General features: G+C 39.1%; 19 protein-coding genes. 8 read left to right on the top strand and 11 right to left on the bottom strand.

The window, feature by feature from the left end; translation table 11 throughout:
* Positions 1-503 precede the first annotated feature (503 nt).
* Positions 504-1094 carry a peroxiredoxin gene (locus tag H0S58_RS02880; RefSeq protein WP_195727549.1) on the top strand — a complete coding sequence of 197 codons (591 nt, stop codon included), beginning with the start codon at positions 504-506 and terminating at the stop codon, positions 1092-1094.
* 70 nt (positions 1095-1164) lie between these two features.
* Here the strand turns inward: H0S58_RS02880 and ftn are convergent, their stop codons facing one another.
* The 6 genes from ftn to H0S58_RS02850 all read right to left on the bottom strand — a co-directional run bounded on the left by ftn (position 1165) and on the right by H0S58_RS02850 (position 10875).
* Positions 1165-1629 carry a heteropolymeric bacterioferritin subunit Ftn gene (gene ftn / locus H0S58_RS02875; protein ID WP_195727090.1) on the bottom strand — a complete coding sequence of 155 codons (465 nt, stop codon included), beginning with the start codon at positions 1627-1629 and terminating at the stop codon, positions 1165-1167.
* Between the two features lie 727 nt (positions 1630-2356).
* Entirely contained in the window at positions 2357-4393 is a 2037-nt protein-coding gene (ligA, locus tag H0S58_RS02870) for an NAD-dependent DNA ligase LigA (RefSeq protein WP_195727089.1), read from the bottom strand.
* A gap of 92 nt (positions 4394-4485) precedes the next feature.
* A complete protein-coding gene (locus H0S58_RS02865; protein WP_195727088.1) occupies positions 4486-5484 on the bottom strand; it encodes a cell division protein ZipA C-terminal FtsZ-binding domain-containing protein in 999 nt (332 codons plus the stop codon).
* A gap of 1 nt (position 5485) precedes the next feature.
* Positions 5486-8941: a chromosome segregation protein SMC gene (gene smc / locus H0S58_RS02860; protein WP_195727548.1), complete on the bottom strand. Its 3456-nt coding sequence runs from the start codon at positions 8939-8941 to the stop codon at positions 5486-5488.
* Positions 8942-8951: 10 nt separating this feature from the next.
* Entirely contained in the window at positions 8952-9647 is a 696-nt protein-coding gene (locus tag H0S58_RS02855; RefSeq protein ID WP_053578640.1) for a GntR family transcriptional regulator, read from the bottom strand.
* 418 nt (positions 9648-10065) lie between these two features.
* Positions 10066-10875: a sulfite exporter TauE/SafE family protein gene (locus tag H0S58_RS02850; RefSeq protein WP_195727087.1), complete on the bottom strand. Its 810-nt coding sequence runs from the start codon at positions 10873-10875 to the stop codon at positions 10066-10068.
* Positions 10876-10904: 29 nt separating this feature from the next.
* Between H0S58_RS02850 and H0S58_RS02845 the strand changes: the two genes are divergently transcribed.
* Positions 10905-11663 (top strand): biotin--[acetyl-CoA-carboxylase] ligase, encoded by a 759-nt coding sequence (locus H0S58_RS02845; RefSeq protein ID WP_195727086.1) that lies wholly within the window; start codon positions 10905-10907, stop codon positions 11661-11663.
* A gap of 9 nt (positions 11664-11672) precedes the next feature.
* The gene (locus H0S58_RS02840; protein WP_195727085.1) at positions 11673-12422 is read left to right on the top strand and encodes a type III pantothenate kinase; all 750 of its coding nucleotides are present in this window, start codon (positions 11673-11675) and stop codon (positions 12420-12422) included.
* On the opposite strand, the gene H0S58_RS02835 is transcribed toward H0S58_RS02840, so the two are convergent.
* A complete protein-coding gene (locus H0S58_RS02835) occupies positions 12408-12974 on the bottom strand; it encodes an RBBP9/YdeN family alpha/beta hydrolase (protein WP_195727084.1) in 567 nt (188 codons plus the stop codon). The two genes, H0S58_RS02840 and H0S58_RS02835, sit on opposite strands and share 15 nt — an antisense overlap.
* Before the next feature lie 164 nt (positions 12975-13138).
* A complete protein-coding gene (ffh, locus tag H0S58_RS02830) occupies positions 13139-14548 on the bottom strand; it encodes a signal recognition particle protein (protein ID WP_053578645.1) in 1410 nt (469 codons plus the stop codon).
* 137 nt (positions 14549-14685) lie between these two features.
* Here ffh and H0S58_RS02825 point away from each other — a divergent pair, with 137 nt between their 5' ends.
* From H0S58_RS02825 to H0S58_RS02810, 5 genes are all read left to right on the top strand, one after another.
* Complete coding sequence (locus H0S58_RS02825; protein ID WP_195727083.1) at positions 14686-15495, top strand: inner membrane protein YpjD; 810 nt, start codon at positions 14686-14688, stop codon at positions 15493-15495.
* Positions 15496-15722: 227 nt separating this feature from the next.
* Positions 15723-16325 carry a TetR/AcrR family transcriptional regulator gene (locus H0S58_RS02820; protein WP_195727082.1) on the top strand — a complete coding sequence of 201 codons (603 nt, stop codon included), beginning with the start codon at positions 15723-15725 and terminating at the stop codon, positions 16323-16325.
* A gap of 76 nt (positions 16326-16401) precedes the next feature.
* Positions 16402-16950, top strand: a complete 549-nt coding sequence (locus tag H0S58_RS13860) for an MFS transporter (RefSeq protein ID WP_265088234.1) — start codon at positions 16402-16404, stop codon at positions 16948-16950.
* A 20-nt stretch (positions 16951-16970) separates the two neighbouring features.
* Positions 16971-17555, top strand: coding sequence for an MFS transporter (locus H0S58_RS13855; RefSeq protein WP_265088233.1), 585 nt, complete (start codon positions 16971-16973; stop codon positions 17553-17555).
* A 449-nt stretch (positions 17556-18004) separates the two neighbouring features.
* Positions 18005-18943 carry a tRNA dihydrouridine synthase gene (locus H0S58_RS02810; RefSeq protein ID WP_195727081.1) on the top strand — a complete coding sequence of 313 codons (939 nt, stop codon included), beginning with the start codon at positions 18005-18007 and terminating at the stop codon, positions 18941-18943.
* Between the two features lie 70 nt (positions 18944-19013).
* Here H0S58_RS02810 and H0S58_RS02805 read toward each other — a convergent pair whose 3' ends face one another.
* Genes H0S58_RS02805 through sugE form a run of 3 tightly spaced genes read right to left on the bottom strand, consistent with a single transcriptional unit; the run spans position 19014 to position 20547 of the window.
* Positions 19014-19664, bottom strand: a complete 651-nt coding sequence (locus H0S58_RS02805) for a nuclease-related domain-containing protein (RefSeq protein WP_195727080.1) — start codon at positions 19662-19664, stop codon at positions 19014-19016.
* 52 nt (positions 19665-19716) lie between these two features.
* A complete protein-coding gene (locus H0S58_RS02800; protein ID WP_195727079.1) occupies positions 19717-20196 on the bottom strand; it encodes a methylated-DNA--[protein]-cysteine S-methyltransferase in 480 nt (159 codons plus the stop codon).
* 33 nt (positions 20197-20229) lie between these two features.
* A complete protein-coding gene (gene sugE, locus H0S58_RS02795) occupies positions 20230-20547 on the bottom strand; it encodes a quaternary ammonium compound efflux SMR transporter SugE (protein WP_193892332.1) in 318 nt (105 codons plus the stop codon).
* Positions 20548-20645 lie beyond the last annotated feature (98 nt).

Below are 20645 nucleotides of genomic sequence, written 5' to 3'. Positions count from 1 at the left end.
AACGGCTTTTATTTTTAGCTTTTAGTCTTCAATACTAGAGCCTATCTGCTCAGTCTAGCAATCATTGAGTAGAAATAACTTTTTTGCCAGCGCGTTTTAAAACTGTTTCTATATTTTATCCAGATCAAACGTGCTGTTTCGGCCTACTTACTGAGCATCAGCAATATTTTTACACGCACATAAACCAATAAATAATCTTGATCTTCGAAGTCTAACTGGGATCGCGTTTCTATCCGTCCATGCTCCGCGTGACGTGTTTTGATAGCTTCAGTTACGAATATTTCATTGTGCTTGCCATGTCTCAAGCGAGGCTACAACATTCGGTTTTCACTTGATTCATGTTGCGCCAATCTCCTTGCTGTTCTGATTTTTGTCGTAAGTTTTAGTTTTACGATTGTTGTTATATACATCAAGAAACAAATACCCATACATTCTTATCTACATTCAATTTTAAATCTTGGTAAGATCAAATGATTCTCGATGAATCTTATAAAGTATATATGATGAACTACAATAAAATATTGAATATCGGTCTAGTTTGCATCAGTACAACCTTTGGGGCTATTACACTGGGTCATGCTGAAAATTCGGTTTTAAAAAAAGATCTAAACTCCCAAAAAGAATGGGTGGGCAAAATTGCGCCTGCCTTTAAACTTCAAGATCAAAATTCAAAATGGCATTCACTTAGCCAATATAAAGGCAAATGGGTTGTGCTTTATTTTTATCCGAAAGATAACTCACCCGGGTGTACGCAAGAAGCCTATCAATTCAAGGCACTCTATCCACAATTTTTAAAAAATAACGCCGTGGTGCTCGGTGCCAGTTTAGATGATGTTAAATCTCATCAAAAATTTTCTGAAAAATTAGGTTTACCTTTTCCGATTCTGGCCGACAACAATCACCATCTGGCCACTCAACTCGGCATAGTACGCAATTTAGGCATAACTAAAATTGCAAAACGTGAAAGTTTTTTGATTGATCCTCAAGGGACAATTGTTTATCACTACAATAGTGTCAACACACAATCCCATGCTGGCCAAGTTTTAGCAGATATTCAAAAACTCTCAAAAAATAATGTTAAATCAGTTAAATAGATAATCTTAAAATTTTGCTCTCAGCAAAAAGCCCAGTATGTACTGGGCTTTTTGCTAAACACTTTACATTCTACATTTGTGATTGAATATAGTTTTGTAAACCAATCAATTCAATCAGACGAATTTGTTTTTCTAACCAATAGGTATGGTCTTCTTCAGTATCCGACATTTGCTGACGCAACATATCGCGAGTAATGTAATCGCCCTTTTCTTCGCAAAGTTTTACGCCAATCGCTAATTTTTCACGTACATGATATTCAAGCTTTAAATCTGCTTTCAAACACGTGATTACATCTTCACCCGTTTCAATATCATCACGATTCATATTCGGTGTGCCTTCCAAGAAAAGAACACGGCGAATAATCGAATCGGCATGCGCTGCTTCTTCTTGCATCTCATGATCGATACGTTCAAAGATTTTAGCTAAACCCCAATCTTCATACATACGAGAATGAATGAGATATTGATCACGAGCAGCCAGTTCGCCACCGATCAACATATTTAAATAGTCTATGACTTCTGGATTGCCACGCATTTCAAATTCTCCTACCCTTTTTCAATAGTATGGCCAAAACAGCTCCTGAATGCAAAAGATAAATTATGTAAGTTTATGATTTTTATAAAATAAAAATGAGAAGCATACGCATTTTCACTTTACCGCGTCTCACTTTTTATATAAAAAATAAGCCTTTGCGTCATTCAGAGCATTTTTATAGATCTGTTTTCCATCTAAAACTATTATTTTAAGATTTGTAACGATTACAAATGGTTCTTATTCATGGGAAGACTGAGCAGAAAGACTTTATGAGTCTTATATTATGGATGAAGTAGGCTCAACCTAGATGTACCACGCGATTAAAATTAAAGTTTTATACGGATGCTTATATAGACAAATGATTACTCCCAAATCATTTGAATGATTTTACTCATTATAAAAGATCGCAAAAGCAACGGTACATACTCTGCTAAAAGATTGAATCAATATTAACCCCACCGTCTTAAATTATTTTAAAAATGAAGCAGAAACTGTACTGTAAAAGATAAATGGTTTATTCAATCGAGCTCCATTTTTGGATAAAATTTAACTGAAATTAATATTTCTATTTTCCACATTTATCCATTTAAATGAAATAACTAAACCCAATCTTCTCGATAGTTAAACTCATCGAAAATGAAGGACATAATGTTATAAATTATGTCCTTCATAATGACTTCTTCTTGAATCAAGGATGCTTTTAGACGCATAAGACTTTTATAAAATGTTATAAAACTTGTCCATATTCTGCCATTAAGCTTAAAAACTCAGTTTCATTCATCACTCGTATGCCTAGCTTTTCAGCTTTTTCAAGTTTTGAACCTGCTTTTTCACCTGCAACCAAACATTTGGTTTTGCTCGAAATACTCCCACTGACGCGTGCACCTAAGGCTTGCAACATATGTGTAGCATCATCACGTCCCATTTGACTGAGTGTGCCTGTAATCACCCAACTTTCACCGTTTAGAGGCTGACGCGTTGGCGCAAGCGGCGCATCCCAGTGTATTCCAGCATCCACTAAACGCTGAATCACCTCTAAATTGTGCTCGGCCTGAAAAAAATCGACAATCCATTCAGCTGTAATATCACCGACATCTGGTGTTTTCTTTAGTGTATCCAAATCAGCAGCTTTGAGTGCCTCAAGCGTCTGAAAATTATTGGCTAGCATGCGTGCGGTAGTTTCTCCTACACCACGAATTCCAAGTGCATAGATGAAAGCAGCAAAAGTTGTTTTTTTACTTTTTTCAATCGCATCAAATAAATTTTGAACCGATTTTTCACCCATTTTTTCTATCGTGAGCAATTGTGCGCGGTGCTCATGCAAACTATAAATATCGGCGACATTTTTTAATAAATTCAGGTGCAATAAAGATTCTACCCAGCGTTCACCTAAACCCTCAATATCCAGTGCCTTACGTGATACAAAGTGACGAATCGCTTCTATACGCTGTGCAGCACAGTATAAACCGCCTGAACAGCGTGCTAAAGCTTCACCTTCTGGCATAACGACAGGTGACTCACAGACAGGACAAGTTTCTGGTAAATGAACGTCTAAAGTATTTTCAGGACGAAATTCTAACCACACTTTTTCTACTTTAGGAATAACATCACCGCTACGATATACACTGACAGTATCGCCAATACGGACATCTAAACGGTGAATTTCACCTATATTATGCAGTGTCACATTAGAGACAGTGACGCCACCTACCGCTACAGGATTTAAACGTGCGACTGGCGTTACCGTTCCAGTACGTCCAACTTGCCAATCAATATTTTCAACCGTGGTTAAAGCCGCGACTGCTGGAAACTTATATGCAGTTGCCCAGCGTGGTTCACGACTTAAAAAGCCCAATTGCTGCTGTTGTTTTAAGTCATTGACCTTAATGACTATTCCATCAATTTCAACACTCAGCTTTGCACGTTTTAAATTAATTTGATCATATTTTTCTTGAACATCCTGAATACTATCGCAAACAAAATGACATTCGCCTACAGCAAAACCAAACTGCGTCAACCATTCCAAACTTTCAAACATCGTGGTTTGTTTATGATGAGGTTCACACTGTGCAATTCCATAAGCATAAAATGCCAACGGTCTTGATGCTGCAATGGCTGGGTCTAACTGACGTAAACTGCCTGCAGCAGCATTTCTTGGATTGGCAAAGGTCTTTTCACCTTTGGCTGCATTTTCAACATTCAGTTTTTCAAACCCAGCTTTAGGCATAAGCACTTCACCGCGCACCTCCAAAAGCGTAGGGACAGGTATCTGAGAAGAAGAAAGAAACTTGGGTAAATTACGAATTGTTTTTACATTTTCAGTAATGACTTCACCTGTTTCACCATCGCCTCGGGTGACACCACGCACCAGAATGCCATGCTCATACCAAAGTGAAATGGCTAAACCATCAAATTTGAGTTCAACATCGTATTGGATATTTTGATTGGGTAATCTTTCTTCAGCACGACGTGCAAAAGCAAATAAATCATCTTGATTAAAGACATTGCCCAAAGACAACATAGGTACAACATGGGTAATCGTTTCAAATTTAGATAAAGCTTTCCCGCCTACTTTACGCGTAGGTGAATCTGGGTGTACCTCTTCAGGATATTGTTCTTCTAAGGCTTTGAGTTGGTGAAAGAGTTGATCATATTCACTATCTTGGATGGTTGGTTGATCCATGACGTAATAAGCATGATTATGCTGGGCTAAAATTTGGATCAATTGACGCATTTGCGCTTTGATCGTTGAATTTTGAGTCATGTCTTCACCATAAAAAAGGGCGGTGTATTTTCCGCCCTTAAAAAATATTCAATCTATTTGCTATTATAGAAATCACGCCACTCAGTTTCAAACTAAACTTCTGCTGCATGACCTGAACGGTAATCAATCGCTTGATGACGCCATTGTTCGCGGAGCTGTGGGGTAAATTCCTGATTGTTTTGATCATAAACTGTGCCGTCAATTTCACGGGCAATTAAACGCGAAATACTATCCATCGTATCAAAAGCATTTTGTACATCGCTATGCGGTAATGCCAAGAAAAAAGCTAGCCCTTTGACTTGTTCAGTCGAGAGCGTTTCTAAGTCAAAACCTGCTGCACCTTCATCTGTAATTTGCAACACTGAAAAAAGCAATTTACTTTCATCTTGGCTATAGCGGTGAAAACACGCCATTTCACCAAAGCGCAAACCATATTTAAGCAAGACTTTTAAGGTTTTTTCACCTGAAAGCACTCGACGTTCTGGATAAATATTGAGGGCAATAAAATCAACCGCAGTCGATAATGCACTTTCTTCATCCACACGTTGCTGTTCATGTAAATGCTCATCTAAAATACTGCTTTCATCATCAAATTCTGAAATTTCAGCTTTTTCAATCTGAGTATTTAAACTAAATTCTGGCAGCGTATTTTCTTTTTCGGATTGAGCTTGTAATGTTTCAGCTGCCATCAGGCCGTCTTGGACAACGCTTGGGTTTTTAGAGTTTTGATCTTGAATTTTTTGGTCACTGAGCGCTTGTTGTTCGATTTCAACTGAGTCAGGCATTGCGGCAATTGTTGGCTGAACACCAACTGCTTCCGCCATTTTCTCTTCAGAATGTTCAAGCTTCTCATTCGTCACCACGGGTACTTCAGCCAAAGTTGGTTCTACCCGTGCGACCGCTTCAGCTTTGCTACTGTGCAATTGATCGCGAACATGACGTGGAATCACAGGTTGCTGGCTATCTTTATCCATATGCAAGTTTGATTCTAATGACGGTGCTGCATCAGTAGGTTTTTTAAACAAAATTCTTAAGCCGAATAGCATAATGATAACGGCAATAACAATACCAACGATGGTGGTGACTTCCATATTATGACTCCGCGACTAAACCGTATTCTTTTGCCTGTTCCAAATCGACAGTAACTAATTTTGATGTGCCAGCTTCTGGCATGGTAACACCTAACAAATCGGTTGCCATGGTCATTGCAACTTTATTATGAGTAATGTAAATGAATTGCACGTGTTCAGAAAGCTCTTTTACCAAATTACAAAACCGACCGACATTGGCATCATCCAACGGCGCATCAACCTCATCTAAAACACAAAATGGTGCAGGATTTAAACGAAAAATCGCAAATACCAAAGCCAATGCAGTCAGGGCTTTTTCTCCACCCGACAATAAAGCCAAAGTGCTATTACGCTTTCCTGGCGGACGTGCCATCAATTTTACACCTGACTGCCAATCATCTTCGAGGCTTAAACTCGCTTCTCCACCATCAAACACTTTTGGAAACAAATCTTGTAGCTCTAAATTCACTTGATCAAAAGTATTCATGAACAATTTACGGGTTTCTTGATCAATACTTTTCATGGCATTTTTCAATTGATCAACTGTTTTCTCCAAATCCTGCATTTGATGACTTAATTGCGCAAAACGTGTGGAAATTTCTTCATATTCTTCAGAAGCTGCCAAATTAACTGGACCCAATTTATCAAATTGCTGCTGGGCTTTTTCAAGTTGTTTTTGATGCGAAATGACATCAATTTTTAAGCCACAGATCATTTCACTATTTAAAGCAGTGAGTTGTTCTGAATAATGTTGAAAATCGGATTTTGCCACTTGCCAAGCCAGTCGTTTTTCTTCTAATTGCCCACGTAAATTTTCATCTTGTTGTTGATGTTGATGACGCTGCTCGGTCAACTGTTGCTGTTTTTCTTGCAGATTATTCAGCTCTACTTGCCATTCGCTCCAAGTTTTTTGTAATTTCTCAGTCATTTCTGCTTGTTGATGGAATTGCGTTTCCAATATCGGCAATTCCAACTGAACCGGATCAATTAACTTTTTAGCCTGTTCTATTTGTAGCATAATTTGTTGATATTGCATTTTTAAAAACGAAATATCTTTTTCAAGTAATGCCATTTGCTGCTGAGTTTGAGTACTCTGACGGCGCAGTAACTCTACATCCTGTTGAGCATGCTGTTCTGTCTGCTGATTCTGTTCAAGCTGTTCACTGAACTGTTCAAGCTGAAACTGCAAATTTTTATAATTTGGTAAAAGTTGCTCAAGCTTTAAATTTAAAACATGTAAATCAATTTCTAAATCATCTTTTTGCATCGCATCTTCTTCCAACTGTTCATCAAGTTGTTGAAGTTGACTTTGCAACTGCTGTTGCTGCATGGAAAATGCTTGCAGCGTACTTTGAGCCTTCGCCATTGCCACATCAATCATTTGCAAGGCTTTATGCTGTTGCTTTAAGTTTTCCTGCTGATCTTGAATATTTTGTTGGAGTGTTTGAATCTGTTGTATCACTTCAGGTAATTGCTGTTCAATACTTTTAAGCTGCGGTAACTGGACACTTAATATAGTGTCAATTTCATCTAAACGAATACGATGACTTAAGCTCCCTTGTCCCGCTTGACTGGTTTCATCGAAAAACAAACCCACCAACCAATCCGCAGCAACCTGATAACCATCTAGCGTTAAAATGGATTGCCCGTGTCTGAGTTGGTTTTGTAAGGACAACGCATGATTTAAATTTTCTGCGACAGCCACCTGCTGCCAAAGCGAATGTTGTGGTGATTCAATCCAACTGGCTAAACAAGGTAAATCCGCCAACTGAATCGTATCTTGTTGTAAGCTATTTATTTGAAGTTGACGTGGTATATTTTCTATAATGCCATGGTCGGCATCCACTACATTGGCACCCAACCACTCTGCTAAAAACTTTTCAATTAAATTGGCATGTACTTTGGCTTGCCCCTTCAACTTCAAAACTTGTGCCAATTGCACCACATTATCCAACGCTTTTGGGCTATTTTTCACCAGTAATTGCGTCAGATTTTTTTGTTCCGCTTGCAACACATGAATAGCAGATTGTAAGTTTGAAACATCATTTTTTTGCTGGGCATACTGCGTCTGTGCATGTTTTAAATCTTGTTGCTGGATTAAAATATCTTGTTCTAGCTGTTCAATCTGTTGACTCAGTTCGCTTTTTTGAAATTCCAGTTGTTCAATATTATTCAACTGATCTTGCTGTTGAAGTTGTGCAGTCTGTTGTTGCAAACTTTGTTTTTGCTGTTCAATTCGCATAATATTTTTGGCTAATTGTTCACTTTGTGCCAGCATTTGCATTTTTTGTTGTTGCATTTTCTCAACTTGAGTTTTAACCCCCTCAAATTGTTGTTCTGCATGCTGCTTTTGTGCTTTTAACTCACTGCTGCTTTGAGTGTATTGATGACTCTGGCTTTCTTGTTGTTGTAATTGCTCAGTTTGCTGATCCTGCTGAACCTGTAAGCTTTCTATTTGTAACTCCAGCAACTGTAGACGCTCTTTAGTCTGCATTTTTTGTTGTTGCAACTGAGTGATGATTGAACTATTTTGCTGCAACAAAGATTGCTTTTGTTCAACCGTCATTTTCAATTCAGAACGCTTTTTTTCTGCCTGCTGCCATTCTTGTTGCAAAGGGGTCGACTGTTGAATCAGACGTTGGAATAATTCACTGGTCGCGGTTAAATCGTGTTCGAGTGTATTCAACTCAGAGCGAACCAATTTAAAAGTGTCACCTAAAGCAGTCATCTGCACAGTATATTCTTGCTGTAAACGGCTACTTTGCTCACATTGAAAAGACAAAACTTCAACTTTAATGGTTCGAATCTGAGTTTCTAATTCTTTATATTGAAGCGCACTTTCAGACTGACGTTTCAAAGTTTTGAGCTGTGACTTAAGTTCCGCAGCAATATCGTCCAATCGCGATAAATTTTGCGTGGTATGGTCTAAGTGCAATAAAGTTTCGCGACGACGTGCTTGATAACGTGAAACCCCTGCCGCTTCCTCAATGAAAATCCGCATTTCTTCAGGTTTAGCATCAATCAAACGGTTAATCATGCCCTGTTCGATCACTGCATAGGAGCGTGGTCCAAGTCCTGTTCCTAAGAAAATATCGGTAATATCACGACGACGACACTTGGTACCATTTAAATAGTAATCAGATTTTCCGTCACGAGTGACTTGTCGACGCACTGCCAATTCGTTGTAAGCATTATAAGCGCCACCCAGCTTGCCATAGGTATTGTCAAAGCGTAATTCTACACTGGCCACACCCACAGGTTTACGTTTCGCCGTACCGGTAAAAATGACATCTTGCATGCTACCGCCACGAAGCTGGCGTGCACTTGATTCACCCATGACCCAACGAATGGCATCAATCACATTGGATTTACCACAACCATTGGGTCCTACTACGGCGGTACGATTCGCCTTGAAATGTAAAGTCGTACTATCGGCAAAAGATTTAAAGCCAGAAAGTTTTAAGCTGCTTAAACGCATAATGTCCTGATCAACGTCGTGAACGTCTTGCCCATGCAAGTTCGATTTGTTTCATCCGTGTCAGCGATTCCAACACAAGGTTACGCAAGTGTCGACAAAAATCATCCATAAATAAAGTAGCTTGTTGTGATTTTCGGATCAAAACTGCATCAGTCACCAACTTAAATAAATCAAAAGATTCTTGAAGCTCCCGCCGAGAGATATTTAAGGTTAAAAAATAACTACGGCGCAGAGATGGCAACAGTTCTTGATAAAATTTCATCAAATAAGGATTTGCCACCATTTCATGTTGCTGGGACATACTTTTAAAAATTAAATCATAAAATTTTTCAGTATTGCCTTGACGGGTCTCCTCATGTAATTGAGCCAAAAGTTCTTGAAGTTTTTCCGCTTCATGGGTACGCCAAGTTTCTGCCATACGCTGAACAATTTGACCCAATAATAAAGCACTCATGTCAAATAAGGCACGCATTTGTTGGGCCGACATTTCGGATACAATCGCACCCCGTCTTGGATAAATTTCAATCAGCTGGGTTCGTTGTAGTAAAAGCAAAGCTTCACGTACAGAACCGCGACTGACATCCAGCTCAGCCGAAATTCTGAGCTCCTGAATCCGCTCACCCTCCACCAATTCGCCACGAATAATTTGCTCACTGATATGCTGTGCAATCTGTTCGGACAAACTCTCCCGTTCTTGTTCTGGCATATTCGTCCTATTTTGTTTTTATAAGATGAAATTTAAAAATTTCATCTGTGATTATTGACATCGTACTTTGTACTAATTTTTTAAGCGAAAGAAAATGACATTGTTAGACAATTTTAAGTCTTTAAAGCCAACTCTAAATTTTAGTTTTTAATTAGACCGAGGTGGAGTACTAAATCATGAATTTATTCTATCAATTGAGCGATTTTCAGCTCATTTTAGACGTTAACTTCTAGATTTATGTATTTTGAACGAGTTGTTTGTTCTCAATTAATGTATTCAGAACAAAGGAGCGTCAAAGAATCAGACTCCTTCTATCTTGCACTTCATTTGAAATAACCTTTCATGCGCTCATAAAACTGATTTATAACCCTTTTTGATTGATTTTCCTTAAAATCTAGTTACATAGCTCAGTTTAAATTTAAAAATAGACCGAAACACCTTGATAAATAAAATATAGGCCGACCGCTGTGAGTAGACCGGCAAAACATTTTTTCAACATGACCGCTGAAAGTTTATGCGCGACTTTTGCACCCAGTTTCGCGGTGATGAAACTCATAACACTAATGCCAATAAAAGCATAAATATGGACATAACCAATACTATGCGGCACTTTAACTGCTGTATTTGAGCCAAACCACATAAAACCTATTGCACCTGCAACGGCAATAGGTAAGCCACCCGCAGCCGAAGTAGCCACGGCTTTTTGAATGACCACACCATGACGAAGTAAGTATGGAACAGTCAAACTTCCGCCACCAATACCAAATATTGCTGAGGCAACGCCAATTCCGCCACCGGCAAGCATTTGCTTGGTATTAGAAGGTAAAGATTGAGTCACATCGACAGACTTACTAGCACCAAAAAACATACCATATGCCACCCAAACTGCAAAAAAACCAATTAATAACTGTAAACCTTGACCAGACAAATAATCAGCAATTCCTGCACCTAAAAATGCACCTAAAGCCAAACCCGGAGCTAAATTACGAAAAACCTGCCAAAGTACTGCACCACGTTTATGATGTGCTGAGACCGAGCTAATTGAAGTCACAATAATGGTGGCCAAAGATGTGCCTAAAGCCAAGTGCATAATCACGGAGGGATCATAATTGAGTTTAGTAAATACAATATATAAAATCGGTACAATGATCAGACCACCACCCACTCCAAATAGGCCTGCAGCAAAACCCGCCATTGCACCAATCCACAAATATATGATTAACTCCATGATTCACATTCCACTATTGCTTGATTTAAATGGATTTAGAGACCCGTCAACTGCAAAAAATTCTTGATGATGCTGGGCAAAACCCCGAAGTGTTAATACTCAAACCCGTCACAACATCCACCAATGATGATGTGCGTGAAATCGCAATCAACGGCATTCAAAGTGTTTTGGTTTGTAGTACAAAGCAAACCCAAGGTCGTGGACAACGCCAACGGCAATGGGTTTCGCCAGAAGGCAATATCTATTTAAGCACATTGTTGAATACAGAAACACCTATTGATGGCCGACTGGCTCTTGAAATTGCACTGAATATCTTACAAATGCCGAGCTTTAAAGACTTAAATCTACAAGTCAAATGGCCAAATGATTTGTATAGCCAGCACGGGAAATGTGGCGGAATTTTGGTCGAACCACTCTCTCCGAATCAAGTCATTGTCGGTGTTGGAATCAATCTAGAGCCTATTCCCAAAGAAAATATTGAACAGCATGCAACATCGCTTCGCGAATTAGGCCTACACAATATTTCGCGTATTCAGTTAATTTCCGAACTTTATCTGGCAATTCAACAAGCCAAATCTTGGTTTGATCATAATTGCTATAATTTGGCGGCACGTTTTAATCACTATGCAGCTTTTAAAAATCAAGCTGTTGAGTTTGAACATCATGCGGGTCTTTGTTCAGGCATTTTTTTAGGAATTCAAGATGATGGATCGGTCAATATTGATACTCACGCAGGTTTAAAACAATTTTATCAAGGGCGTTTGCGCTGCTTAGACAGCTCTACTTAGAGAAAGACAATGAAGAATTTATGGCTAGATATTGGGAATACGCGCCTAAAATACTGGATTACCGACAATCATCAGATTATTCAACATGCAGCCGAAATGCATCTTCAATCTCCAGCCGATTTACTTTTAGGCTTGATTCACCATTTTAAAGATTTGAACCTGAACAATGTCGGTGTTTCTTCAGTTCAAGATCAAAAAAATAATGACCGTATTCAACGTATTTTAAAAACCTTAAACGTTCCCATTATTTTTGCCAAAGTCCATGCTGAATATGCAGGTTTAAACTGTGGTTATGATAATACCACTCAACTGGGCATTGACCGCTGGTTGCAAGTATTGGCAGTAGCCAACAATCCACAGCAAAACTATTGCATTATTAGTTGTGGCACCGCGTTAACGATTGATCTTGTCGATGGGTTACAGCATTTAGGGGGATATATTTTACCTAACCTGTATTTGCAACGTGATTCACTTATTCAAAATACCAAAGGCATTAAAATTCCTGATGCGGCTTTTGACCAACTCACGCCAGGTCGAAATACCATTGATGCAGTTCATCATGGCATTCTTTTGGGGTTGGTCAGCAGCATTGAAAATGTCATGCAACAATCCCCCCGAAAACTTATTTTAACGGGTGGTGACGCACCTTTATTTGCCAAGTTTCTATCACATCATCAACCACATATAGAAACTGATTTATTGCTCAAAGGTTTACAACGCTATATTCAGCACTCTCGGCAGAACTTATCTAAAGCTTAAATAAGGCTGGATAGCCTGCCAAACTTCGGGCAATTCAGTACAGCCTTCTGAGTCAATAAAATGACCTTGATGCTGTGCAGAAATCACCGTCGCCTCTAAACTTTGTGCTTGTTCCAAACTAAATTTGGGCAATACTCGATCATCCCCTTGAGAGTAAATCACTGTACGATGTTGAATCTGCTCTTTTAGAAGCTCAAAATTAATTTCTGCCGCATCGATAAAAGGGTTTACCTCATCAAGCCGACCTAAACGACCATTAAAACCTGCCACAAGTACCAATTGCTTTATTTTTTGTTGATGCAATTTTTTTGAGAGAAAATGTAGGGTCGCTATACAGCCTAAACTGTGCGCAATAAAAATACTGTTTTCATTGATTTCTTCACTTTGCTCATCCATTTGTTGTTCCCACACCTCAAGTGTAGGCGTAGTTGAAGGATCAAGTCGCAGTACTTTTAAACCAACCTTTTCTTGTTCGGCTTTTTTCAACATCCAAGGAAACCAGTTTTCTTCAGGACTCGCTGTATAGCCGTGGATGACATAGACTTGTGTCATTAATCTTCTCTTTTATTTTAAATATCATTGAGTGTGCCGCAAACCCCTATGATTTCGGGTAACTAAATGTTGGCTTTTTCTTAATACATCTGTGTATGAAAATTTAAAATCTATATTTAGTTAAGAAAAAAGGCGCACAAAGCGCCTTCTTATCATTTTAAAAATTATTTTTTTGGATCATTGCCGCCAAACAATGGCCCCATACCGCCACCACCGCCAAATTGCTTTTGCATTCCACCAAGTGAACGCATCATTTTGGCCATACCCGATGGATTGGCAAATTTCTTCATCATTTTGGCCATTTGTGCATGTTGTTTAATCAATTTATTGACTTCAACTACATCCATACCACAACCTGAAGCAATACGCTTCTTACGACTTGGATTCATCAAATCTGGATTACGGCGTTCTTTGACCGTCATCGACTGGATAATCGCTTCCATTTTTTTCACTTGTTTTTCAGGGTTCGCTTGAGCTATCGCATCCTGAATTCCGGAATTGCTCATGCCAGGCAGCTTGTCCAAGAAGCCCATCATGCCGCCCATTTTATTCATTTGTTCAAATTGCATCAGCATATCTTCAAAGTTGAAGCTGCCGCCTTTTTGCAATTTCTTCGCCATTTTCTCGGCTTTGTCGCGGTCGACTTTACGCTCAAGCTCTTCGACCAGTGACAGTACGTCACCCATACCCAAAATACGCTGTGCCACACGTTCAGGATGGAATGGCTCTAAAGCATCAAGCTTTTCACCCATGCCTAGGAATTTAATTGGCTTGCCAGTGATTGCACGTACTGAAAGTGCAGCACCACCGCGAGCATCACCATCAGTTTTGGTTAAAATGACACCCGTTAACGGGAGCGCATCATTAAAGGCTTTTGCCGTATTCGCCGCATCCTGACCCGTCATGGCATCGACCACGAACAAAGTTTCAGTTGGATTAATGGCTGCGTGAAGCTCTTTAATTTCGTCCATCATGTCATCATCGACATGTAAACGACCTGCGGTATCGACAATCAATACATCAGCAAACTGAATTTTGGCTTGTTCAATCGCACGAGTAACAATGGTAATCGGCTTTTCATCAGCACTTGATTCTAAGAAAATTGCACCGACTTCGCCTGCAACCGTTTGTAGCTGTTTAATCGCTGCTGGACGGTATACATCGGCAGAAACCATCGCGACTTTTTTCTTTTGACGTTCTTGTAAAAAACGTGCCAGTTTTGCCGCAGTGGTGGTTTTACCCGCACCTTGTAAACCCGCAAGCAACACGACTACAGGCGGTTTTGCTGCAAGGTCAAGGCTCTCATTGGCCTCACCCATCATTTTTGTCAGTTGGTCATGGACAATTTTAACGAATGCTTGCCCAGGTGATAACTGTGTCATCACTTGTTGGCCTAATGCTTCTTCCTTAACTTTCGCGATGAACTCACGAGTTACAGGTAAGGCAACATCGGCTTCAAGAAGTGCCATACGTACTTCACGTAACGTATCTTTAATATTGTCTTCTGTTAGCTGCCCTGAGCCAGTAACATTTCTTAAACTCTGCGTGAGTCGTTCTGTTAAGGTATCAAACATTGCAAAATCCGCTTAAAATGGTTGTTGCAAAAAAATCTTTCTTAAAATAGAAAATTTATGCATAGAATGCTATAGGATACTGTAGTTCGAGGCGAATTTATATAAATGAATATTCATCATCCTGAAAAAGGTTTGACATGATCAGTCTCCCCTTGGTGTACACGATCTTAGCGTTAATTGCTTATACCACGTCGTTTTGGTATTTGTTTATTAACCTCATGGCTAGACGTGATTCAAACCATTGGTTTATTGGCCTTGTCCTAGGCTTAGGTTTAGCCTTACATGCCACAGTTTTATACTATGACATGTTGACGCCAATGGGCGTTAACTATGATGTATTTGTACTGATGTCATTTACATCTGGACTGATGTTACTTCTGAGTCTGCTGTTTAGTACCTACCGCCCTATTTTAGCACTCAATCTGATTGGTGTACCCGTTGCTGCCGCAGGATTGATTTTAGGTTTTACCTTCAGTCAACCGACTCAATTTATTGAACAACGTAGCTGGGATTTGGACATTCACATTATTTTGTCCCTGTCAGCATACGCTGTATTGTTAATGGCAACCATACAGGCAGTCATTTTATGGTTTCAAAATCGCGAACTAAAAAACAAACAAAAGAAACGTTTTTGGGTCAATTTACTGCCTTCTTTTCAAGCTATGGAATCGCTTTTATTCGATTTGATTATTACTGGTTTTATTTTACTCACCATCGCACTCGGTTTTGGCTTTTTCACAATTGAAAATTTCTTTGCACAACATCTAGCGCATAAAACAGTATTTAGTATTATTTCATGGTTTGTGTATGGCACGTTATTGGTGGGACATTATCAATTTGGCTGGCGCGGACAAAAAGCCATTCGCTTTACTTTAATTGGTTTTGGCTTACTGGCGGTTGGTTTTATTGGTTCTAAATTTATTTTAGAAATGGTTTTAGGCAAATAGAGCTTTTTGTTTAGATTTACCAACTGAAAGCTGTGAAATAGTGGCTAAATATTAATTAAACCTGAAACGTCATAATTTAATAAGGCTCTTACCAAAAAAATAAATAATTGATTTATATTAAAATAAGTATAATTTCAACCAATATTAAAAAAAATGATTCAATATTTGACAAATCGTTCCAAAATATCTACTATGCACCCTCAGCTCACCCCCTCTCTGGATCATCCATGAGTGATGAAAAATCAAATCTTCCAGGCCGTCCTAGACAGTTTGAAGATAAAGAGATCATCGATGCCGCCGTAGCCGTTTTTAGTACCAATGGCTATGCAGGTACTTCTGCACAAAATTTGTGTGATAGTACAGGTTTAGGACGAGGAAGTTTATATAATGCTTTTGGTAGCAAACAGGCCTTATATGAACAAGCTTTATTGCGTAGTCATGAACAAACCATGGCAGCACAATTATCCATTCTCAAACAGTCAGGACTGTTCAAAGATCGATTACGATCCCTTTTACTTTGGGGGATTGCCGAAGATCTTTCACAATCGGAACAGCACGAAGCTATGGTCTTATTCTCTGCTTTGGAAATGGGAGATAAAGATCAGGCCGTCTCTAGCCTGAATCAAGAATATCGACAACGCTTAGAGAACTCTCTCCTCGCAGTATTTGTCGAAGGGCAAGTTAATGGGGAATTCAGTCGCAAAGCTTCAGCACTTGAAATGGCGCGAGGCTTTTTAGCTGGTTACTACGGGTTACGTGTACTGAATAAAAATATTTCAGATAAAAGTTTTCTGGAAGATGTGGTTAATGGCCTTTTAGCCAACTTGTAACTGCATCACCAGCACAAATGAAATAAAACCCTCAAATTTTGTAATGATCGTTAAAGAATAGGAATGCGTTAAAAAAATGCCGTTAGCAGTATATATATTGGGTCTGGCAATTTTCTCAATTGGCACAGCAGAATTGATGGTCGCTGGTATGACCGCCACTTTATCTCATGCCTTTGGAATTAGTGTCGGTGATGTTGGACATTTAATTTCATATTATGCCTTTGGGGTCATGCTAGGTGGGCCTGTACTCACCTATTTTTTCCTCAAATATAAAGTTCAATATCGAAAAGTCTTACTGATTCTTTTAGCACTCTATGTCGTGATCCAAGGCTTAAGTGCCTTTATCTCCAGTTATGCTATTTTGGTCGTCATCCGCCTTGTCACGGGTGTTTTATGTGCAGGCTGTTTAAGCCTTTCACTCGCCATCAGTATGGCGATGGTTCCGAATCATGATCGTCCACAAGCAGCAGCGATTGTTATTGGCGGCTTTATGATTTCCACTGTGTCTGGTGTCCCTCTTGCGACGATGATTGATCAACAATGGGGCTGGCGCATTACTTTTGGCTTAGTCGCTGTGTTGGTGTTTATTTGTCTCATTCCTCTAGTACGTCTCTTGCTAAGGTAACTGGTGGTGGGCAAATCAAAATGGAAGAAGAGATCAAAGCCTTTAAAAATAAAGCCTACTGGAAAGCCTGTGCAACAAGTTGCTTAATTTTAGGTGCAAGCTTTGCGGCATTTAGTTATTTTGTCCCTGTATTGGTCGATATTACAGGGTTTAGCATGCAAGTCGTACCCTTTATTTTAATGGCATTTGGTTTTTCAAATATTGTGGGCAATACAATTACAGGTCGCTTAGCACATCATCACAGTCTTAAAATTATGCTCATCGGACTCACTGTATTAAGTATATCCTTGTTCGCTTTTGCAATCTTTGCCGAATATAAAACAGTAGCGATCATCGCAATCATTTTGATTGGATTATCTGGTGTTCCAATGAATCCAGCCATGATGGCGAGAATTGTCAGTGTTGCGCATCCAGGCCCTATGGTCAATGCAGTTCACACCTCAGTAATTAATATTGGTTTAGGTGGTGGCTCCTATATTGGTGGTTTAGCGATTACAAATGGTTATGGATTACGTTCAGGTTTGTGGATTGGTGCAGTATTAGCAGTGTTGGCATTAGTTTCAATTTTGCCTTACATACGTCATCGTCAACAAGGTTGGTCTTAATCTTATTTAAATCAGATTAAAGCTGAGCGCAAAATAAAAAACAGCAGAATTCATCTGCATCCAGAAAATTGGACTCTTCTATTCTAATTTTCTGGATACATTTTTATAGCTAAATCTTCTCAAGAATTTAGCCCCGAACTCGTTCACGGTTACTTATCTGGTTTTAGTAAACGAATGATGCACGAGAAATTCAAGGCTTTTCAAATCGATACTAGAAAATGAGTGAAAGCATTTAAACAGCATGAAACAACAGGGCTTAGTATAAAAAATAAAACTTTAACTCGTCTCAACAACTTAATGTTTCAACTATACAAAATACCTGCAATATCCTCAGTATAAGAGCGATAGTCAAACCTATAGCACTCTAGAATATTTCAAAGCCCTTTTCCTAGACATCTCCCTGAAAAAAACGTATAACACCACTTTTTGATTTGATTGGTAACACCTCTGTGAAACTTATCCTTGCACCCATGGAAGGCTTAACCGATCCGATCATGCGTGATGTACTCACCCATATCGGCAGCTTTGATTGGTGTGTCACTGAGTTTATTCGTGTTACGAATTCAGTCTTACCAGATCACGTTTACCACACCTATTGTCCTGAATTATTGACTGAGGGTAAAACTGCGGCAGGCACTCCCGTACATGTACAATTTCTAGGCAATGATCCTGAAATGCTGGCAGCCAATGCCATTCGCGCTGTAGCACTTGGCGCACCTGCCATTGATATGAACTTTGGTTGCCCTGCCAAAACTGTGAACCGTCACCGTGGCGGTTCAGTGCTGTTAGATGAACCTGAAGTGGTTTATCAACTGGTCAAAGCCGTTCGGGATGCTGTACCTAGCCACATTCCAGTATCTGCAAAAATGCGGTTAGGCTATATGGACAGAAACTTTACTTTAGAAAATGCACATGCAATTGAAGATGCAGGTGCTGCTTGGGTAACAGTACATGCGCGAACCAAAGCCGAAGGTTATACGCCCCCTGCATTTTGGGATCAGCTCCAACCCATTCGTGAAGCACTGAAAATTAATGTGATTGCCAATGGTGAAATTTGGACCAATAGCGATGCAAAACAGTGTCGTTTAGAATCAGGTTGCAACGATTTAATGATTGGTCGTGGTGCAGTCACCACTCCTGATTTGACCCAATGTATCCGCCAAAATTTAGATGAACCGCTCATCACATGGGATGAGCTTTTAGCCCTACAAATTCGTTTCTTACATGGCCCTTATAAAAAAGAAATTAATATGGTGGGACGCTATAAACAATGGCTTGGGATGATGTCCAAGCATTACCCTGAAGCAAAAATGCTATGGAATGAAGTCAAACGTATCAAACAACTCAGTGAAATTATTTACCTGCTTCAAAGTAATTCAGCTAAATAAGATCGTCCTAGACGCTATTCTTCAAAACCTATTTAAAGGTTTCGAATAGGCTAGACGAATGTTTCAATAATCAATTTTTTCCGTTGCGTTGTTGCAGATTAGCAACATGTAAGCGGTCTGTTTTCCAAGATTTTTCCAGAATCTCTTTCTCTATTCGCAGTTGAATTCGTTTCAGTTTTATCGCTGGAATAACCTCATCTTTAAAACATTTTACATAGTCAGTCCACGCCTTTCCTCTAAACACATTCACAGGCATCACTGTTTTAAATTCACAATCAGGCATAAATACAATCACAGAATGTAAATATTCAGAGGCAACAATATCACTCAGGACAGCTTCTAAAACCTTTTGATGTTTATAGTTTTGGTGCAGTGGATTTTGAAATTTATAACTCTTCTTAAAGATTTTTTGTGTCCACATTTTTTGGCGTTCACCCCCAAAAATCCAGCCTTTATAGTTTTTGGTTTCAATAATAAAAATGCCGTATGGGCTTAACAAGATATGATCAATTTGTGTTGTACCCGACTGCTCATCGGGTAAAGTACAATTATTGAGTAAAATATAATCTTTAGTTAAGTATTTTTTGGCATGAACACTCACAGCGAATTCGCCAAATTTCCCTTTTAGAAATGGCGTGAAGGCTTTAAAAAGACCTAATCCAACAAAAAGGAGTATCATCCACCAAAAGGTTGAAAATAATTGACCGAATATTGTTTCCATTATTTTACCATCTTTAATTTTAGATAGAATAATAACGATTATTTGATTTAAATTATTGTTTTTCTAAACAAAGTAGAATTTTTTTATTGTCTAACCCACCTGCAAATCCGACTAACTTTCCATTCATACCGACTACACGATGGCACGGCGCAATAATCGAAATTGGATTTTTCCCGTTAGCTGCACCCACAGCACGAACTGCTTTGATATTTCCCACTTGCTCAGCAATGTCACGATAACTTCGGGTTTCACCAAAAGGAATATCCAGTAAAGCTTGCCAAACTCTCTTCTGAAATTCGGTTCCTTCAAAATCTAATGGCAAATCAAACCGCTGTCGTGTACCTGCAAAATATTCACTTAATTGTTTTTGGGTTGCCAACAAAATTGGATGATCCACTTGTTCAATCAATTCTGCTAAGCGAACGCGTTTTGGGTTTTCATTTTCCCAAAGCACAGCAACTAAAGCATTTTTTGTCGCAACTAATTTTAAAATACCAACAGGAGAAGGCATTTCCATAAAAGCGAGTTCCATTGTCTTCTCCTGTCGTAAAAATCATATTCAGTTTTATGATGATGACAGTTTCATCAACACTAATCCAGAAACAATCAAAACCGCAGCCAACATACGCATGGCAGATGCAGGTTCACCCAAAATAAAAATCCCCACCAGAAATGAACCTACTGCACCAATGCCTGTCCAAACTGTATACGCTGTACCAAGCGGTAAAGTACGCATTGCATAGGCCAGCAAAGCAAAACTCAAAATCATAAAAATGATGGTAATAATGCTAGGTGTAAGCCGTGTAAAACCTTCTGAAATTTTCATGGTGTATGCCCATACAATTTCAAAAAGTCCCGCGAGTACCAGTAAAATCCAAGCCATGACGACTATGCTCTATTTGATTAGAGTCAGGTCGTCCTGACGAATTGTCTTGGCTAAAGAAAAGCTACGCCAAGGGAGGTCGTTCCTCCAACAACATC

The sequence above is a fragment of the Acinetobacter sp. TTH0-4 genome (assembly GCF_015602665.1).
Classification (GTDB): Bacteria; Pseudomonadota; Gammaproteobacteria; order Pseudomonadales; family Moraxellaceae; genus Acinetobacter; species Acinetobacter albensis.
This window is presented reverse-complemented; position numbering and strand designations above follow the sequence as displayed.

What these genes read in the sequence shown, in the direction of transcription:
- H0S58_RS02880 (WP_195727549.1), top strand. Translation starts at nt 504, where the DNA reads ATGAACTACAATAAAATATTGAATATCGGTCTAGTTTGCATCAGTACA.
- ftn (WP_195727090.1), bottom strand. Translation starts at nt 1,629, where the DNA reads ATGCGTGGCAATCCAGAAGTCATAGACTATTTAAATATGTTGATCGGT.
- ligA (WP_195727089.1), bottom strand. Translation starts at nt 4,393, where the DNA reads ATGACTCAAAATTCAACGATCAAAGCGCAAATGCGTCAATTGATCCAA.
- H0S58_RS02865 (WP_195727088.1), bottom strand. Translation starts at nt 5,484, where the DNA reads ATGGAAGTCACCACCATCGTTGGTATTGTTATTGCCGTTATCATTATG.
- smc (WP_195727548.1), bottom strand. Translation starts at nt 8,941, where the DNA reads ATGCGTTTAAGCAGCTTAAAACTTTCTGGCTTTAAATCTTTTGCCGAT.
- H0S58_RS02855 (WP_053578640.1), bottom strand. Translation starts at nt 9,647, where the DNA reads ATGCCAGAACAAGAACGGGAGAGTTTGTCCGAACAGATTGCACAGCAT.
- H0S58_RS02850 (WP_195727087.1), bottom strand. Translation starts at nt 10,875, where the DNA reads ATGGAGTTAATCATATATTTGTGGATTGGTGCAATGGCGGGTTTTGCT.
- H0S58_RS02845 (WP_195727086.1), top strand. Translation starts at nt 10,905, where the DNA reads ATGGATTTAGAGACCCGTCAACTGCAAAAAATTCTTGATGATGCTGGG.
- H0S58_RS02840 (WP_195727085.1), top strand. Translation starts at nt 11,673, where the DNA reads ATGAAGAATTTATGGCTAGATATTGGGAATACGCGCCTAAAATACTGG.
- H0S58_RS02835 (WP_195727084.1), bottom strand. Translation starts at nt 12,974, where the DNA reads ATGACACAAGTCTATGTCATCCACGGCTATACAGCGAGTCCTGAAGAA.
- ffh (WP_053578645.1), bottom strand. Translation starts at nt 14,548, where the DNA reads ATGTTTGATACCTTAACAGAACGACTCACGCAGAGTTTAAGAAATGTT.
- H0S58_RS02825 (WP_195727083.1), top strand. Translation starts at nt 14,686, where the DNA reads ATGATCAGTCTCCCCTTGGTGTACACGATCTTAGCGTTAATTGCTTAT.
- H0S58_RS02820 (WP_195727082.1), top strand. Translation starts at nt 15,723, where the DNA reads ATGAGTGATGAAAAATCAAATCTTCCAGGCCGTCCTAGACAGTTTGAA.
- H0S58_RS13860 (WP_265088234.1), top strand. Translation starts at nt 16,402, where the DNA reads ATGCCGTTAGCAGTATATATATTGGGTCTGGCAATTTTCTCAATTGGC.
- H0S58_RS13855 (WP_265088233.1), top strand. Translation starts at nt 16,971, where the DNA reads ATGGAAGAAGAGATCAAAGCCTTTAAAAATAAAGCCTACTGGAAAGCC.
- H0S58_RS02805 (WP_195727080.1), bottom strand. Translation starts at nt 19,664, where the DNA reads ATGGAAACAATATTCGGTCAATTATTTTCAACCTTTTGGTGGATGATA.
- H0S58_RS02800 (WP_195727079.1), bottom strand. Translation starts at nt 20,196, where the DNA reads ATGGAACTCGCTTTTATGGAAATGCCTTCTCCTGTTGGTATTTTAAAA.
- sugE (WP_193892332.1), bottom strand. Translation starts at nt 20,547, where the DNA reads ATGGCTTGGATTTTACTGGTACTCGCGGGACTTTTTGAAATTGTATGG.